Raw genomic sequence first — 16,620 nt, 5'->3', positions numbered from 1 at the left:
GGCGATACATGAGGCTGCTGGTATTTTTCGACCTGCCGATGGTCACCAAGGCCGAAAAGCGCGCCTATGTGCAGTTCCGCAAATTCTTGCTCAACGACGGCTACGACATGATCCAGTGGTCGGTCTATGGCCGCATCCTCAATGGCAGCGACGCCGAGAAAAAGCATCTGGCGCGGCTCGCCGAGAACCTGCCTCCGGAAGGCTCGGTGCGCGCGATGACCGTGACCGAAAAGCAGTATGCCGGCATGCGCCTGTTGGTCGGCATGCCGCTTTTTCAGGAAAAAAAGGTCTCAGCGGCGCAACTGGTGCTGTTCTGATCCGGGATTGGAGAAGAAAAATCCCCGCCAAGCCTTGGCCGGACGGGGATCAAGATACAGCCAAATTGTAGCTATCCGGGGTGAGAGAGGGAGCTACAACGATTGCAGCAAAATTGCATCATGATTGCATAATTGTAGCTATCCGGGGTGAGAGAGGGAGCTACAACGCAAACTTCTACAACCTTGGCACGATCAAAAATTGTAGCTATCCGGGGTGAGAGAGGGAGCTACAACGATGCTGCCTGATCTCTTGCTTTTTTGATGAATTGTAGCTATCCGGGGTGAGAGAGGGAGCTACAACGGTCGAAGACCTTGGCGCGCATCGACTTCAAATTGTAGCTATCCGGGGTGAGAGAGGGAGCTACAACACAGACGCTCAACATCCCGCTTGACCACCGAATTGTAGCTATCCGGGGTGAGAGAGGGAGCTACAACTACAGCGCCATGCGCGTTATATATATTCTTAATTGTAGCTATCCGGGGTGAGAGAGGGAGCTACAACACGCAGGCACTGGCCGAGCACTTGCGTCATAATTGTAGCTATCCGGGGTGAGAGAGGGAGCTACAACGAAACATGGCGCGTAACTCCGCAGATGCTCAATTGTAGCTATCCGGGGTGAGAGAGGGAGCTACAACCAGCATCGAACGAGCGAACAGCACGAAGCAAATTGTAGCTATCCGGGGTGAGAGAGGGAGCTACAACGTTTGTCTGGTATGGTCATGATCTTCCTCCAATTGTAGCTATCCGGGGTGAGAGAGGGAGCTACAACGTGATTTCGCCACTTTGGAAATGATTTCTGAATTGTAGCTATCCGGGGTGAGAGAGGGAGCTACAACGGGGGGTCGTATCCAACGCCAGCGCAGATTAATTGTAGCTATCCGGGGTGAGAGAGGGAGCTACAACACCGGCCAATGTCTGGCCGAACGAAATCGAAATTGTAGCTATCCGGGGTGAGAGAGGGAGCTACAACTCGGAAGATGTTATATGATTGTTTCGCCTAAATTGTAGCTATCCGGGGTGAGAGAGGGAGCTACAACGTTTCATGCGGGAGCTCGCGGCCCCCGCATGAAACGTGCCGCTTCGCGGCCAGTCTGTAAGGTGCCGTCCCGCCAGCGCCGAGTGTTCGAGATGACTCGGCACCCGGCGGGACGCTCTCGTTTCCGCCACCGTCGACGCTCACGCCCGGCGCCAGGTGGTGCCTTGCGGGCCGTCTTCGAGGATGATGCCGACGGCCTTCAATTCGTCGCGGATGCGGTCGGCTTCGGCGAAGTTTCTCGCCTTCTTCGCGGCGGCGCGCGCGGCGACTCTGGCTTCGATTTCCGCAGCGCTCATGCCCTCGCCCGCCGCCGGCCCGGCTTGCAGGAATTCGATTGGATCGCGTTGCAAGAGGCCCAGAATCCCGCCCAGCCCTTTGAGCTGCGCCGCCAGCGCGGCATCCTTGCTGCGATTGACCTCATTGGCGAGATCGAACAGCACGGCGATCGCTTCCGGCGTGGCGAAGTCATCGTCCATCGCCGCCTTGAAACGCATCGCATGCGGCTCGTTCCAGTCGACGCTCGGCGCAACAATGAAGCCTTTCAGCGCGGTATAGAGACGGGTCAGAGCGGCGCGCGCGTCTTCGAGGTGGGCAGCGGAATAATTGAGCGGGCTGCGGTAGTGCGCGCGCAGGATGAAGAAACGCACGACTTCGGGGTGATATTTCTTCAGGACGTCGCGGATGGTGAAGAAGTTGCCGAGTGATTTCGACATCTTCTCGTCATCGACGCGCACGAAGCCATTGTGCATCCAGTAATTGACGAAGACATGACCATGCGCCCCTTCGGATTGGGCGATCTCGTTCTCGTGGTGCGGGAACTGCAAATCCTGGCCGCCGCCGTGGATGTCGAAATGTTCGCCGAGCAGCTTGGAGCTCATCGCCGAGCATTCGATGTGCCAACCCGGGCGGCCCGGCCCCCACGGCGAAGCCCATTTCACCTCGTCCGGTTCATCCGCTTTGGCGTGCTTCCAGAGCACGAAATCGAGCGGATCTTGCTTGCCTTCCATGACATCGACCCGCTCGCCGGCGCGCAGGTCTTCGAGTGATTTGCCGGAAAGCTTGCCATAGGCGGGAAACTTGCGCACCGCGAAGCAGACGTCGCCGTTGGCGGCGACATAGGCGTAGCCATTCTTTTCCAGCTTGTCGATCAGCGCCAGCATCGCCGGCACGTATTCGGTGGCGCGTGGCTCGAAATCCGGGCGCGCAACACCCAGAGCGTCGGCGTCCTCGTGCATCGCGGCGATGAAACGGTCGGTGAGGCTGCGGATCGACTCGCCATTGTCCACGGCGCGCTTGATGATCTTGTCGTCGATGTCGGTGATGTTGCGCACATAGGTGACCCGATAGCCGCTGGCCTCGAGCCAGCGCACCACCATGTCGAAGACCACCAGCACGCGGGCGTGGCCGAGATGGCAGTAGTCATAGACGGTCATGCCGCACACGTAGAGACGCACCTTGCCAGGCTCGATGGGCACGAACTCTTGCACGGAGCGGGTCAGCGAATTGAAGATTTTCAGCATGGGAGAAGCGTCGCACAAAAGGCTAGAATCATACGTCGTTTGTTCCGGACGGAGATATCATCCCAAATTGACCATTAGACCGGGCTGATTCGCCATGAGCATTCGATACGATCATTTCAACGCCCTACGCGGCGGTTTTCGAGCTGCGGGCGGCATCTTTGCGCCCCCGCTCCTCGCCAATAGGCTCCGCTATTGGCTCGTCGCGGTAACGCAAACCTGCTCGCCCTCGCTTTTGATACCCGCTCGCGTTCCAATGGACAATCTGGGATCATGAAACATTTGTTCGCGCTGTTGTCCGCGCTGTTTTTCCCGTTGGCCGCGGCCGCCGCCAATCCCCAGGTCGAGCTGAAGACCAGCCTCGGCGTGATCGTTCTCGAACTCGATGCCGCCAGAGCGCCGAAGACCACCGAAAACTTCCTGCAATACGTCAAGGACGGCTTCTACGACGGCACGATCTTCCATCGCGTGATCGACGGCTTCATGATCCAGGGCGGCGGCATGACCCCCGACATGAAGGAAAAGCCGACCCGTGCGCCAATCCCCAACGAGGCCAAGAACGGCCTCAAGAACGTCACCGGCAGCATCGCGATGGCCAGGACGCGCGATCCGCACTCGGCCGCGGCGCAGTTCTTCATCAACGTCAAGGACAATGCCTTCCTCGACTATCCGGGCCAGGACGGCTGGGGCTATGCCGTATTCGGCCAGGTCGTGCGGGGCCTCGATGTCGTGCAGAAAATCGCCAAGGTTCCCACCGGCAATGCCGGCTTCCACCAGAACGTCCCGCTCACTCCCGTCGTCATCGAAACCGCCCGCATCCTCGACAAGAAATAAGGAACCCCAGAATGATCAAGCTCACCACCAACCTCGGCACCATCACGCTCGAACTCGACGCCGAGAAGGCGCCGAAGACCGTCGCCAACTTCATCGATTACGTCAAGGCCGGCCATTACGACGGCACGATCTTCCACCGCGTGATCGACGGCTTCATGATCCAGGGGGGCGGCTTCCTGCCCGGCATGAAACAGAAACCGACCAACGCAGCGATCGAGAACGAGGCAGCCAACGGTCTGAAAAACCAGCGTGGCACGATCGCGATGGCGCGCACCTCGGACCCGCACTCGGCCACCGCGCAGTTCTTCATCAACGTCGCCGACAACGACTTTCTCGATTTTCGCGCGCCCTCGGGCAATGGCTGGGGCTACTGCGTGTTCGGGCGCGTCGTCGAGGGCATGGACGTCGTCGACGCGATCAGGCGCGTGAAGACCGGCAACAGGGGCTTCCACCAGGACGTGCCGGTCGAGGACGTCGTGATCGAGAAGGCGGAAGTCGTCTGAGCGAGCTATTCATCTCCGACCTGCATCTCTCCCCGACCGAGCCGGGGACGGTGCAGACCTTCCTCGATTTCCTCGCCGGCCCGGCGCGCGAGGCGAGCCGACTGACCATCCTCGGCGACCTGTTCGAATATTGGGCCGGCGACGACGATCTGGCCGATCCCTTCAACGCCCGCATCGTCGCCGCCTTGCGCACGCTATCCGACAGCGGGGTGCGGCTCGAATTCATGGCCGGCAACCGCGATTTTTTGATCGGCGCAGCCTTTGCCGGCGCGGCCGGCCTCACCTTGCTTTCCGATCCTTGCGTGCGGGAAATCGACGGCATCCGCACCGTGCTCACGCACGGCGATCAGCTGTGCACCGACGACATCGACTACCAGCGCTTCCGCGAAGAGGTCCGCAAGCCGGCCTGGCGGGAGGCTTTTCTTGCCCGGCCGCTGGCGGATCGCAAACGCGAGATCGAAGCCCTGCGCGCCTTAAGCGAAAAGGAAAAGCAACACAAGCCGGCTCAGATCATGGACGTGAATGCCGACGCGGTCGCTGCCATGTGCGCTGCGCATCGCGCCCAGGCGCTGATCCACGGCCACACCCATCGGCAGGGACGTCACGAGCATCTCGTCGCCGGCAAACCCTGCCTGCGCTGGGTGCTCGGCGACTGGAACCCTGGCCGGCTCAGCGCGCTTTTCTGCGCGGCGGCGAACTGGCGGTTTTCCGTTTGAATGTCCGTTCGCCCTCGCCCGGCTTGGCCGGACGGATCTTGAGCGGCAGATGACGCACCCGCGTGCGCTTGAGCGTTTCGAGCACCTGCGGCGGCAACTCGGGCAGCTCCACCGTGCTGTAGTCATCGAACAGATCGATCTGGCCGATCAGCCTGCCGTCGATGCCGCCTTCGTTGGCGATCGCGCCGACGATCTCTTTCGGCAACGCGCCTTGGTTGCGGCCAACCTCGATCCGGTAGCGTAGCCGCGGTGCCGCATCGAAATCGCGCCCGGCCGCCGGCATTGAACGCGGTTTGCGCTCCGCTGGGGCCAGACTCGGCGCTGGCACAACGGCACGTTTGCTGCGCGCTGGGGCGGCGCGCGGCACGCTGGGCGCCGGCTCATCCAACCCCTCTGGCTGCAAAGGCCGCTCGCGCTGAGCAAGAAACGCGAGCGCGGCGGCGATCTGCCGCGTCGCCAGACCGTCTTCGTTTTCCATGCGCCGCACCACGTCGTAGAAGAAGTCGAGATTCTCCTCGGCGAGTGTGTCGAGCACCTGCTGGCGGAACTGTTGCACGCGCCGCTCGGCCACTTCGCCGCGTGTGGGCAGCGCCACCGGCTCGATCGGCTGGCGCGTGGCGCGCTCGATGGTTTTGAGCATGCGCATCTCGCGCGGGCTGACGAACAGGATCGCAACCCCCGTGCGACCGGCCCGACCGGTGCGGCCGATGCGGTGCACATAGGCTTCGGTGTCGTAAGGAATGTCGTAGTTGATGACATGGCTGATGCGCGGCACGTCCAGGCCGCGCGCAGCGACGTCGGTGGCGACGACGATGTCGAGGCTGCCATTCTTCAAACGTTCGATCACCTGCTCGCGCAAGCCCTGCGTCATGTCGCCGTTCAGGGCCGCCGCCTCGTAGCCGCGTGCCTCCAGCTTGTCGGCGAGCTCGACCGTCGCGGTCTTGGTGCGCACGAAAACGATCGCCGCCTCGAAATCCTCCTCGACTTCCAGCATGCGGGTCAGCGCTTCGAGCTTGTCCGCGCCGGAAACCTTCCAGTACTTCTGCTTGATCGCCGCGACAGTCGTGGTGGCGGCACGGATCTTCACCTGTTCTGGATCGCGCAGATAACGGCTGGCGATGCGGCGGATCGGCTCGGGCATCGTCGCCGAGAAGAGCGCCGTCTGTCTCGTCGCCGGCGTGTGTTCGAGGATCCATTCGACATCGTCGATGAACCCCATGCGCAGCATCTCATCGGCCTCGTCGAGCACCAGCGTTTTGAGATGGTCGAGATTCAGGCTCTTCCTTTCCAGGTGATCCATCACCCGTCCGGGAGTGCCGACGATCACCTGCGCGCCGCGCGCGAGAGCCCGCAGCTGGATCACCATGCTCTGGCCGCCGTAGATCGGCAAGACATGGAAGCCCGGCATCTGGTGCGCATATTTCTGGAACGCCTCGGCGACCTGGATCGCCAGCTCGCGCGTCGGTGCGAGCACCAGCGCCTGCGGACGTTTGTCGGCGAGATCGAGCCGCGCCAGGATCGGCAGGGCAAACGCCGCGGTCTTGCCGGTGCCGGTCTGCGCCTCGCCCAAGAGGTCGCGCCCAGCCAACAGATGCGGGATGCAGGCGGCCTGGATCGGCGACGGCGTCTCATAGCCGACTTCGGCGAGTGCGGAAAGGAGATACGGCGGCAGCGCGAGCGCCGCGAAGGAGTCGAGGGTGTCGGTCATGGGAAAGCCTGCGTCTGGCAGGGTGAAGAAAGGCCTTTCAGGCCGCGCGGGCCGGCATTATCGCAGAATCTGGTAAGGCGCAGGGTCGATGGCCGGCGCACGCCCCGAAACGAGATCGGCCAGCAGCCGGCCGGAGCCGACCGCCATCGTCCAGCCCAGCGTGCCGTGGCCGCTATTCACATACAGCCCGCCGATCGGCGTCGGGCCGATCAGCGGCACGTTGCCGGGCGTAGCCGGACGCAGTCCGGCCCAAGGTTCGACGGCGTCGTCGCGCAAGGCAAGCCGCGGGAAGATCTGCCGCACGCGGCGGATGAGCGGCGCGATGCGCGCGGGATTGATCGACGTGTCCAGACCAGTGAATTCGGCCGTGCCGGCCACGCGCAGGCGCTCGCCCAGGCGCGAATAGACGATCTTCGCGCCATCGTCGGTCAGACTCACGCTCGGCGCCGGCGCATCGGGGGACAGGGCAATGGTGATCGAATAGCCTTTGGCAGGATAGATCGGCAGGCGTATGCCCAGCGGCCGCAACAGCCCGGGCGTGTAGCTGCCGAGCGCGACGACGCAGGCCTCGCCGGCGATGCGTTTGTCATTGACGAGGCGCACCGCATTGAACCGTCCGCCCGCGGTTTCGATGCCGGCGATTGCGCTGCCGTAAAGGAACCTCACGCCGTGCTGCCGGCAATGGCCAGCCAACGCCAGGGTAAAACGCCGTGCATCGCCCGATTCGTCGCCCGGCGTGTAGGTGCCGCCGACGATCGGCAGCGTCGAATCCTTGAGCGCCGGCTCGATCGCCAGACATTCGGCCGCCGACTTGACACTGCGCTCGCAGCCGAACTGCTGCATGAATTCGGCCTGGGGAACGGCGCGCGCGAATTCCTGCTCGTCGGTGTAGTAATGCAGGATGCCACGCTCCAGGCAGTCGTATTCGAGCCCCAGCTCGTGACGCAAGGCTTTCACGCGCGCGCGGCTGTCGAGCGAGAGCGCAAGGATCGCGCGGATGTTGGCGCGTGTGCGGCTGGGCGTGCATTCGCGCAGGAAGCGCAATCCCCAGCGCCATTGGGCGGCATCGGCGCGCAGCCGCCACAAAAGCGGCGAATCCTCGCGGCCCAGCCATTTGAGGATCTTCAGCGGTGTCGCGGGATTCGCCCACGGTTCGGCATGACTGGTCGAGATCTGGCCACCGTTGGCGAAACTGGTCTCCAGCGCCGGGCCGGGCTGACGGTCGATGACGGTCACCTCGTGACCCTCCCGGGCGAGGAACCAGGCGGAAGCGACGCCGATCAGTCCCGCTCCAAGCACTACAATACGCATTCGAGTTTCCCATTCACCGCCAGCGCAGGATTATAGGCACCCACATGAAGTTCCTCTTCGACCTCTTTCCGGTCATCCTGTTCTTCGTCGCCTACAAGTTCGCCGGCATCTATGTCGCGACCGGCGTCGCCATCGTCGCAACCTGCGCGCAGATCGGCTGGGTGCATTTCCGCCACGGCAAGGTCGACAAGATGCTTTGGGTCAGTCTCGTGCTGATCGTCGTCTTCGGCGGCATGACGCTGCTCTTGCACGATCCGACGTTCATCAAATGGAAACCGACGATCCTCTATTGGCTGTTCGCGCTGGTGCTCTCCGGCTCGGCCTGGCTGTTCGACAAAAACCTGATACGCAGCATGCTCGGCCAGCAGATGACCCTACCCGACGGTATCTGGAGCCGCCTCAATCTCGCCTGGGCCGCTTTCTTCGCGCTGATGGGTGCACTCAATCTCTACGTCGCCTACCACTTCAGCGAGGACGCCTGGGTGAATTTCAAGCTGTTCGGCGGCATGGGCCTGATGCTCGCTTTCGTCGTCGCGCAGGGGCTGTTCCTCGCCAAACACCTCGAAGACAAGGAGTCGCATTGATGCTCTACATGATCCTCGGCAGCGACGCTCCAGGCAGCCTCGACAAGCGGTTGATTGCGCGCCCTGCCCATCTCGAACGGCTGCAAGTGCTGCTCGCCGCCGGCCGGCTGATCCTCGCCGGCCCCTGCCCGGCGATCGACAGCCCAGACCCCGGCCCGGCCGGCTTTTCCGGCAGCTTGATCGTCGCCGAGTTTTCTTCCCTCGAGGAAGCGCAAGCCTGGGCACAAGCCGATCCTTACAATGCCGCCGGCGTCTATGCCAGCGTGACGGTGAAGCCCTTCAAGAAGGTTCTGCCATGAGCGCCGTCGAGCTGATCCGGGCACGCCTCGCCGCTCTCGCGCCCAGCGCACTCGAGATCCGCGACGACAGCGCCCAGCATGCTGGCCATGCCGGTGCGAAAGAAGGCGGCCACTACGCCATCCGTATCGTCGCGCCCTGCTTTGCCGGCCTGTCGACCTTGCAGCGCCACCGCCTGGTGTATGATGCCGTCGGCGATCTGCCCAATGCCCGCATCCATGCGCTGAGCATCACCGCCAAGACCCCCGAAGAAACCTAATTTTTCACCCGGACACCCGCCATGAAACGCACCCTGCTTCCGCTCGCTCTGCTCGCTTTTGCTTCCTCCACCGTCCTGGCTGCCGATCCGGTCGCCAAGGTCAATGGCAAACCCATCCCGGCCAGCCGCGCCGAGGTCCTGATCGCCCACCAGCTGGCGCAGGGTCAGGCCAAGACCCCTGAGCTCGAAAAGGCCGTCAAGGAAGAATTGGTGCGCCGCGAAGTGCTGGCGCAGGCCGCCAGCGCCAAGGGCCTCGACAAGAAGCCCGACGTGCAGGCGCAGATCGATCTCGCCCGCCAGGGCGTGCTGATCGGCGCCTATCTGAACGATTACGCCAAGGCGCTCAAGATCAGCGATGAAGACGTCAAAAAGGAATATGACGCGATCAGGAACGCGCTCGGCGACAAGGAATACAAGGCGCGCCACATCCTCGTCGACAAGGAGGAAGAGGCCAAGGACATCATCGCCAAGCTCAAGGCCGGTCAGAAGTTCGAGGAGCTGGCCAAGCTCTCCAAGGACCCCGGCTCCAAGGACAAGGGCGGCGAACTCGGCTGGGCGAACAAGGCCAGCTACGTGCCGGCCTTCGCCGACGCGATGGTCAAGCTCGCGAAAGGTAAATTCACCGAATCCCCGGTGCAGACCAATTTCGGCTGGCATGTGATCCAGCTCGACGACGTGCGCGAACTGAAAGCGCCGCCGCTCGACGAGGTCAAGCCGCAGATCATCCAACGCTTGCGCCAGCAAGCCGTCGAGAAGCATATTCTCGATCTGCGCGCGAAGGCCAAAGTCGAATAAGCGGAACTCGGCGCTGACAGGACGGCACATTGCTGGACGTCTGGCGCAGATGGCGGCGACAGCGCGCCGCCGCCGCACTCGAAATCAGTGAAACCCAATGGCAGGCGGCGGAATATCCGCTGCCGTTCCTCGATCGGCTGAATGATGGGCAGCGCCAGCGCCTGCGCGCCCTGGCGCGCGAGTTCATCGCCAGCAAGGAATGGAGCGGCGCGCAGGGTCTGCAGCTGACTGCCCCGATCCAGCTCTCGATCGCGCTGCAGGCCTGCCTGCCGATCCTCGAGCTCGGGCTCGACTGGTATCGCGGCTGGGTCGGCATCGTCGTCTATCCCGGCGACTTCGTCATCCCGCGCCAGATCGTCGATGAAGACGGCGTCGTCCATGAATACGACGACCCCGTGCTCGGCGAGGCCTGGGAAGGTGGCCCGGTGCTGCTGTCATGGTTCGACGACCCGACCGAACCCGGCGACGTCAGCATCGTCATCCACGAATTCGCCCACAAGCTCGACATGACCAACGGCGCGGTCGACGGCATGCCGCGGCTCCACGCCGACATGCGCGCCGCCGACTGGAGTGCCGCGTATCAGCCAGCCTTCGACGATTTCTGCCGGCGTGTCGAGGCCGGTGAGGACACGGCGATCGACCCCTACGCCGCCCTCCATCCGAGCGAATTCTTCGCCGTCACGAGCGAGGTGTTCTTCGAAGCGCCCGATCTCTTGATGGCCGAATATCCGGCCGTCTATGAGCAGCTGCGGCGTTTCTACCGTCAGGATCCTCTGACTGGCTTTATTGCGTTGCAGCAAAAGTAAGGCAAAATACGCCCGCCCATTTTCTCCACTCGGGACCGCCATGAGCCACGATTTCATCGACACGATCGAAAACCGCACCTACGACGAGATCCAGGTCGGCGATTCCGCGTCGCTGACGCGCACCTTGCGGCCCGAGGACATCCAGATGTTCGCGATCATCTCCGGCGACATGAACCCGACCCATGTCGATCCGGAATATGCCCGTTCGTCGCAGTTCCGCGAGGTCGTCGGCCACGGCATGTGGGGCGCGATGCTGTTCTCGAACATCCTCGGCACGCAGTTTCCCGGCCCCGGCACCGTCTATGTCGATCAGAACCTGCATTTCGACCGCGTCGTGCGCATCGGCGATACGCTCACCGCGACCATCACCTGCCAGCGCAAGTTCGACCACAATCACCACATCCTGTTCGATTGCCGCTGCGCCAATCAGGAGGGCGAGCTGGTCATCAGTGGCACGGCCGAGGTGATCGCGCCGGTCGAAAAGATCAAGCGCATGAAGGTCGCGCTGCCGGAAATCAAGCTCTCGGCGACCAAGACCGCGCGCTACGAGCATCTGCTCGAGATCACCGCGGGGCTCGCGCCGATTCCGATGGCCGTGGTGCACCCCTGCGATGCCGAATCGCTGAAGGGGGCGCTCTTGGCGCGCGATCGTGGTCTGATCGATCCGACCCTGGTCGGCCCGGAGAAACGCATCCGCGCATTGGCCGAGGAGCTCGGGCTCAATCTCTACGGCTGCCAGTTCCTCGACGTGCCGCACAGCCATGCCGCTGCGGAATCTGGCGTCGCGCTGGCGCGCGAAGGTCTCGTCGAAGCATTGATGAAGGGCAGCCTGCACACCGACGAGCTGATGAGTGAAGTGGTGGACAAGGCCACCGGCTTGCGCACCGACCGGCGCATCAGTCACGTGTTCCTGATGGACGTGCCGACCTACCCGCGCCCGCTGATGATCACCGATGCCGCGGTCAATGTCGCGCCCGATCTGCCGACCAAGGTCGACATCGTGCAGAATGCGATCGATCTGGCGCACATGCTGAAGATTCCCGAGCCCAAGGTCGCGCTGCTCGCCGCGGTCGAGACGGTGAATGCCAAGATGCCCGCCACGCTCGACGCCGCTGCGTTGTGCAAGATGGCCGACCGCGGCCAGATCGAGGGCGGCATCCTCGATGGGCCCCTTGCCTTCGACAACGCGATCTCGGTGGTCGCCGCGCGCACCAAAGGCATCAAATCGGCGGTGGCGGGACAAGCCGACATCCTGCTGGTGCCGGACATCGAATCCGGCAACATGCTCGCCAAGCAACTCGAATATCTCGCCGATGCGCTCGCCGCCGGCATCGTGCTCGGCGCGCGCGTGCCGATCGTGCTGACCAGCCGCGCCGATTCGGCGCAGACGCGCACCGCCTCGACGGCGATTGCCGTCGTCATGGCCCATTGCAAGCGCGGCACCTGCAAGTAAGCGGGCGCACGATGGCCGATGCCCTACTGACTCTCAACAGCGGATCGGCAACGATCAAATATGCGCTGTTCCGACGTGCCGATCCGATCCCGGCCAAGCCCGAATTCGATGGCCTGATCGAGGTCGGCAGCGAAGAGGGAGCCCATCGCGCCGCCATCGAGCGTCTGCTGCACTGGGTGCGTGCGCAGGCCGCCGACTGGACGATCGTTGGCGTCGGTCACCGTGTCGTCCACGGCGGCGAACGCTACGCGCAGCCGATCGTGATCGACGCGCAACACCTCGCGCAGCTCAAGGCCTTCATCCCGCTCGCGCCGCTTCATCAGCCGCACAATCTCGCCGGCATCGAGGCGATGCAGGCCGCGCTGCCCGACGTGCCGCAGATCGCCTGTTTCGATACCGCCTTCCATCGCAGCCAGCCGGAGCTGGCCCAGCTGTTTGCGCTGCCGCGCCGCATCACCGCGCAAGGCGTGCGCCGCTACGGTTTTCACGGCCTCTCCTACGAATACATCGCCGAGGTGCTGCCGCAGCATCTGCCGGCGCAACAGGCCGACGGCCGTGTGATCGTCGCGCATCTGGGCAACGGCGCCTCGATGTGCGCCATGCGCGGCAGGAAGAGCCAGGCGACGACGATGGGTTTTACCGCGCTCGAAGGCCTGATGATGGGCACGCGCTGCGGCAGCCTCGATCCCGGTGTGCTGCTGTATCTGATGGAGTACGCCGACATGGACACGCCGGCGCTCACCCGGCTGCTCTACAAGGAATCCGGCCTGCTCGGCGTCTCGGGCATCTCCGCCGACATGCGTGTGCTGCTCTCAACCGACCGGCCCGAAGCGCGCGAAGCCGTCGAGCTCTTCTGCTACCGCATCGTGCGCGAGACCGGCTCGCTCATCGCCGCGCTCGGCGGCCTCGATGCCTTCGTATTCACGGGCGGCATCGGCGAGCATGCCGCACCGGTGCGCGAACGGGTTTGCCGCCAGTTGGGCTGGCTGGGCGTGGAAATCGATCCTGCGGCCAATGCGGCCCATCAGCAGCGCATCAGCACGCCAGCCAGCAAGACAGCCGTGCTCGTCCTGCCGACCAACGAGGAATGGATGCTGGCGCGTCACGCGGCGGAGCTGATCGGCTGAGAATTTCATGCCGTCCCGCCAGCGCCGACTCTCCGAAATGAGTCGGCGCCCGACGGGACGTTCTCATTTCCGCCAGCGCCGACTCTCCGAAATGAGTCGGCGCCCGACGGGACGTCCTCATTTCCGCCAGCGCCGACTGCGCCGCACGTATAATTCGCGCCTTTTTCAAGCGTCTTTCCCGTCATGTCCAAGCTCGCCTTTGAAATCGCCCGCCGGCGCACCTTCGCCATCATCTCGCATCCGGATGCCGGCAAGACGACGCTGACCGAGAAGCTCCTCTGGTTCGGCGGCGCGATCCAGGTGGCCGGCGAGGTGCGGGCACGCAAGGCCGCGCGGTATGCGACTTCCGACTGGATGGAGCTGGAAAAGCAACGTGGCATTTCGGTGACCAGCTCGGTGATGCAGTTTCCTTACCGCGAGCACATGGTGAACCTGCTCGACACACCGGGCCACGAGGACTTCTCCGAGGATACCTACCGGACTCTCACCGCCGTCGATTCGGCGGTAATGGTGATCGACTCGGTCAATGGTGTCGAGGCGCAGACGATCAAGCTCTTGAACGTCTGCCGCCTGCGTGACACGCCGATCCTCACCTTCATCAACAAGCTCGACCGCGAGGGGCGCGCCCCGATCGACCTCATCGACGAGATCGAGGACGTGCTGAAGATCCAGTGCGCGCCGATGACCTGGCCGATCGGCATGGGGAAATCGTTCCGCGGCGTCTATGACCTCTACGACGACTGCGTCTATTTCTTCGACCCGCAGGCGGAAAAAGGCACCTCGCGCATCATCGAGCACCTCGACAACCCCGAGCTCGATGAATCGTTGGGCTATCAGGCCGAAGAGCTGCGCGCCGAAATCGAGCTGGTGCGCGGCGCCTCGCACGCCTTCGACAAGACGGCTTATCTGGCCGGCCGGCAAACCCCGGTATTCTTCGGCTCGGCGATCAACAACTTCGGCGTGCAATCACTGCTCGATGCGATCGTCGATCTGGCACCGCCGCCGCAGCGACGCGCGGCGATCAGTGCCGGCGTCGAGCGGATGGTCGAACCGCTGGAGCCGAAATTCACCGGCTTCGTGTTCAAGATCCAGGCCAACATGGACCCGAAACACCGCGACCGCATCGCCTTCGTGCGCGTCTGTTCGGGCCATTACACGCGTGGCATCAAGCTCAAGCAGCAGTCGACCGGCAAGACGCTGGCGGTCAACAACGCGATCACCTTCATGGCGCAGGATCGCAACACCACCGACGAAGCCTGGCCCGGCGACATCATCGGCATCCCGAATCATGGCACGGTGGTGCTCGGCGACACTTTCAGCGAGGGCGAGGCGCTCCAATTCACCGGCATTCCTTGCTTCGCGCCCGAGCACTTTCGCCGCGCACAAATCCGCAATCCGATGAAGATCAAGCAGTTGCAGAAGGGCCTGCAGCAGCTCGCCGAGGAAGGCGCCACCCAGCTCTTCAAGCCCCTCGATGGCAACGACCTGATCTTGGGGGCCGTCGGCCTGCTACAGTTCGACGTCGTCGCCCACCGGCTCGAACATGAATACGGCGTCGATTGCTTCTTCGAGCCGGTCAATGTCGCCACCGCGCGCTGGCTACGCGGGCCAGAGCTGGCACTCAAGGCGTTGATCGACAAGGCGCCGGCCAACATCGCACTCGATAACGCCGGCGACTACGTCTATCTCGCCCCGAACCGCGTCAACCTGCAGATGGCGCAGGAGCGCCATCCAGACATCGTCTTCCTGGAAACCCGCGAGATTCATTGAATCTCTATAATGATGCGCTTCTGATTGGGACAGAACGACATGGAAGCCGAACGCATCAACGCCGTCGTCAATCGCATCGCCGACCTGGAAGCCCGCGGCGATCAACTGCGGAGGTATCTTTGACTTCGCTGCGAAGTCGGAGAAACTCGCCGAACTGAACCGGGTGATGGAAGACCCGGCGCTCTGGAACGATCCCGAGCGCGCCCAGAGCCTGGGTAAAGAGAAAAAATCCCTCGAAGCCATCGTGCTGACGCTGGAGGGCGTGGGCAATTCGCTGACCGATGCGCGCGAGCTCATCGAAATGGCGAAAGAAGAGGACGACGAAGCCACCCTCGCCGCGGTCGAGGCCGATCTCGACACGGTCGAAAAGAAAATCGCCGACCTCGAGTTCCGGCGCATGTTCAACAACCCGGCCGACCCGAACAACTGCTTCATCGACATCCAGGCCGGCGCCGGCGGCACCGAGGCCTGCGACTGGGCGGCGATGCTGCTGCGCCAGTATCTGAAATACTGCGAAAAGAAGGGCTTCAAGACCGAGATCCTCGAACAGACCGACGGCGACGTGGCCGGCATCCGTAGCGCGACGATCAAGGTCGAGGGCGATTATGCCTATGGCTTCTTGCGCACCGAGACCGGCGTGCATCGGCTGGTGCGCAAATCGCCGTTCGATTCCTCGGGCGGCCGTCACACCAGTTTTGCCAGCATCTACGTCTATCCGGAGATCGACGACTCGATCGAGGTCGACATCAACCCGGCCGATCTGCGCATCGATACCTTCCGCGCCTCCGGCGCCGGCGGCCAGCACATCAACAAGACCGATTCGGCAGTGCGCATCACGCACATCCCGACCGGCATCGTCGTGCAGTGCCAGAACGACCGCTCGCAGCACAAGAACCGCACCGAGGCGATGGCGATGCTCAAATCGCGCCTGTACGAGCTGGAAATGCAGAAGCGCCGTGAAGAGGCCGACAAGCTCGAAGCGCAGAAGACCGATGTCGGCTGGGGTCACCAGATCAGGAGCTACGTGCTGGATCAATCCCGCATCAAGGACTTGCGCACCGGCGTCGAAATCTCGAACACCCAGAAAGTGCTCGACGGCGATCTGGATGCCTTCATCGAGGCGAGCCTGAAACAGGGGGTTTGATCCGCTTTCAGCGCGCCGACCTTCACTGCCTGCATGCATACCCAGCATGCACAGTTAGCAGGCCGTTGAAAAACGTCACGAGGATGGCCAGATGCAAGGCGTTTGGTGCGCAGCGACCGAGACATATCAATACAGATAGGCGAGGGAGCGAGCACCGCGCAACGCCGCAGATGGCCCACCGCAGTAGTTTTTCAACAGCCTGTTAGCCCGCGAATTGCTTGGCATTGGCCATGGCGCGCATCCTCGTCATCGATGAATCGCGGCAACGCGCACTGGAAATCTGCACCGGGCTGATCCAGGCCGGCCATCAGGTTGCTGCCGTGCTGCCGTCGGCCAACGATCTGATTTCCCGGATCGAGGAAGTCGCACCGGACGTCATCCTGATCGAGACCGAGTCGCCTTCGCGCGACACACTCGAACATCTCGCGGTGATGAACCAGAC

At 63.0% G+C, this 16,620-nt stretch carries 16 protein-coding genes and 1 CRISPR repeat array; of the genes, 13 read left to right on the top strand and 3 right to left on the bottom strand.

Features of this window, described 5'->3' with window-relative positions; genetic code table 11:
- Window positions 1–8: 8 nt before the first annotated feature.
- The gene (gene cas2 / locus EL335_RS05310) at window positions 9–317 is read left to right on the top strand and encodes a CRISPR-associated endonuclease Cas2 (protein WP_126444800.1); all 309 of its coding nucleotides are present in this window, start codon (window positions 9–11) and stop codon (window positions 315–317) included.
- A 63-nt stretch (window positions 318–380) separates the two neighbouring features.
- A CRISPR array of direct repeats spans window positions 381–1,355; the repeat unit is 37 nt; unit sequence AATTGTAGCTATCCGGGGTGAGAGAGGGAGCTACAAC.
- Window positions 1,356–1,494: 139 nt separating this feature from the next.
- Here cas2 and cysS read toward each other — a convergent pair.
- Window positions 1,495–2,874, bottom strand: a complete 1,380-nt coding sequence (gene cysS / locus EL335_RS05305) for a cysteine--tRNA ligase (protein WP_126444798.1) — start codon at window positions 2,872–2,874, stop codon at window positions 1,495–1,497.
- A gap of 270 nt (window positions 2,875–3,144) precedes the next feature.
- Here cysS and EL335_RS05300 point away from each other — a divergent pair, with 270 nt between their 5' ends.
- The 3 genes from EL335_RS05300 to EL335_RS05290 are packed head-to-tail and all read left to right on the top strand — an operon-like array spanning window position 3,145 to window position 4,924.
- Window positions 3,145–3,705, top strand: a complete 561-nt coding sequence (locus tag EL335_RS05300; protein ID WP_126444796.1) for a peptidylprolyl isomerase — start codon at window positions 3,145–3,147, stop codon at window positions 3,703–3,705.
- A gap of 11 nt (window positions 3,706–3,716) precedes the next feature.
- Window positions 3,717–4,208: a peptidylprolyl isomerase gene (locus EL335_RS05295; RefSeq protein WP_126444794.1), complete on the top strand. Its 492-nt coding sequence runs from the start codon at window positions 3,717–3,719 to the stop codon at window positions 4,206–4,208.
- Window positions 4,205–4,924: a UDP-2,3-diacylglucosamine diphosphatase gene (locus EL335_RS05290; RefSeq protein WP_126447706.1), complete on the top strand. Its 720-nt coding sequence runs from the start codon at window positions 4,205–4,207 to the stop codon at window positions 4,922–4,924. Before EL335_RS05295 ends, EL335_RS05290 begins: the two co-directional genes overlap by 4 nt.
- Here the strand turns inward: EL335_RS05290 and EL335_RS05285 are convergent.
- Window positions 4,878–6,632 (bottom strand): DEAD/DEAH box helicase, encoded by a 1,755-nt coding sequence (locus EL335_RS05285; protein ID WP_126444792.1) that lies wholly within the window; start codon window positions 6,630–6,632, stop codon window positions 4,878–4,880. The two genes, EL335_RS05290 and EL335_RS05285, sit on opposite strands and share 47 nt — an antisense overlap.
- 57 nt (window positions 6,633–6,689) lie before the next feature.
- On the bottom strand, window positions 6,690–7,943 hold the full coding sequence (locus EL335_RS05280; protein ID WP_126444790.1) for a D-amino acid dehydrogenase: 1,254 nt from the start codon (window positions 7,941–7,943) through the stop codon (window positions 6,690–6,692).
- A gap of 44 nt (window positions 7,944–7,987) precedes the next feature.
- Between EL335_RS05280 and EL335_RS05275 the strand changes: the two genes are divergently transcribed.
- The 9 genes from EL335_RS05275 (at window position 7,988) to prfB (ending at window position 16,178) form a co-directional block, all read left to right on the top strand.
- Window positions 7,988–8,527, top strand: a complete 540-nt coding sequence (locus EL335_RS05275; protein WP_126444788.1) for a septation protein A — start codon at window positions 7,988–7,990, stop codon at window positions 8,525–8,527.
- The gene (locus EL335_RS05270; RefSeq protein WP_126444786.1) at window positions 8,527–8,826 is read left to right on the top strand and encodes a YciI family protein; all 300 of its coding nucleotides are present in this window, start codon (window positions 8,527–8,529) and stop codon (window positions 8,824–8,826) included. Before EL335_RS05275 ends, EL335_RS05270 begins: the two co-directional genes overlap by 1 nt.
- The gene (locus EL335_RS05265) at window positions 8,823–9,083 is read left to right on the top strand and encodes a BolA family protein (protein WP_126444784.1); all 261 of its coding nucleotides are present in this window, start codon (window positions 8,823–8,825) and stop codon (window positions 9,081–9,083) included. Before EL335_RS05270 ends, EL335_RS05265 begins: the two co-directional genes overlap by 4 nt.
- A gap of 21 nt (window positions 9,084–9,104) precedes the next feature.
- Window positions 9,105–9,878 carry a peptidyl-prolyl cis-trans isomerase gene (locus EL335_RS05260; RefSeq protein ID WP_126444782.1) on the top strand — a complete coding sequence of 258 codons (774 nt, stop codon included), beginning with the start codon at window positions 9,105–9,107 and terminating at the stop codon, window positions 9,876–9,878.
- 29 nt (window positions 9,879–9,907) lie between these two features.
- A complete protein-coding gene (locus EL335_RS05255; RefSeq protein WP_126444780.1) occupies window positions 9,908–10,684 on the top strand; it encodes a M90 family metallopeptidase in 777 nt (258 codons plus the stop codon).
- 40 nt (window positions 10,685–10,724) lie between these two features.
- Window positions 10,725–12,137: a bifunctional enoyl-CoA hydratase/phosphate acetyltransferase gene (locus EL335_RS05250; protein WP_126444778.1), complete on the top strand. Its 1,413-nt coding sequence runs from the start codon at window positions 10,725–10,727 to the stop codon at window positions 12,135–12,137.
- A gap of 11 nt (window positions 12,138–12,148) precedes the next feature.
- Window positions 12,149–13,264 carry an acetate/propionate family kinase gene (locus EL335_RS05245; RefSeq protein WP_126444776.1) on the top strand — a complete coding sequence of 372 codons (1,116 nt, stop codon included), beginning with the start codon at window positions 12,149–12,151 and terminating at the stop codon, window positions 13,262–13,264.
- Between the two features lie 183 nt (window positions 13,265–13,447).
- Window positions 13,448–15,034 carry a peptide chain release factor 3 gene (locus tag EL335_RS05240; RefSeq protein ID WP_126444774.1) on the top strand — a complete coding sequence of 529 codons (1,587 nt, stop codon included), beginning with the start codon at window positions 13,448–13,450 and terminating at the stop codon, window positions 15,032–15,034.
- Window positions 15,035–15,073: 39 nt separating this feature from the next.
- Window positions 15,074–16,178 (top strand): peptide chain release factor 2 gene (gene prfB, locus EL335_RS05235; RefSeq protein ID WP_126444771.1). Its coding sequence is split into 2 segments (ribosomal slippage): window positions 15,074–15,154 and window positions 15,156–16,178, totalling 1,104 coding nucleotides; the frame shifts between segments, so codons are not numbered across the junction.
- Window positions 16,179–16,620: the final 442 nt, after the last annotated feature.

Origin of the sequence: Sulfuricystis multivorans (assembly GCF_003966565.1) — a bacterium.
GTDB classification, from domain to species: Bacteria; Pseudomonadota; Gammaproteobacteria; order Burkholderiales; family Rhodocyclaceae; genus Sulfuricystis; species Sulfuricystis multivorans.
This window is presented reverse-complemented; position numbering and strand designations above follow the sequence as displayed.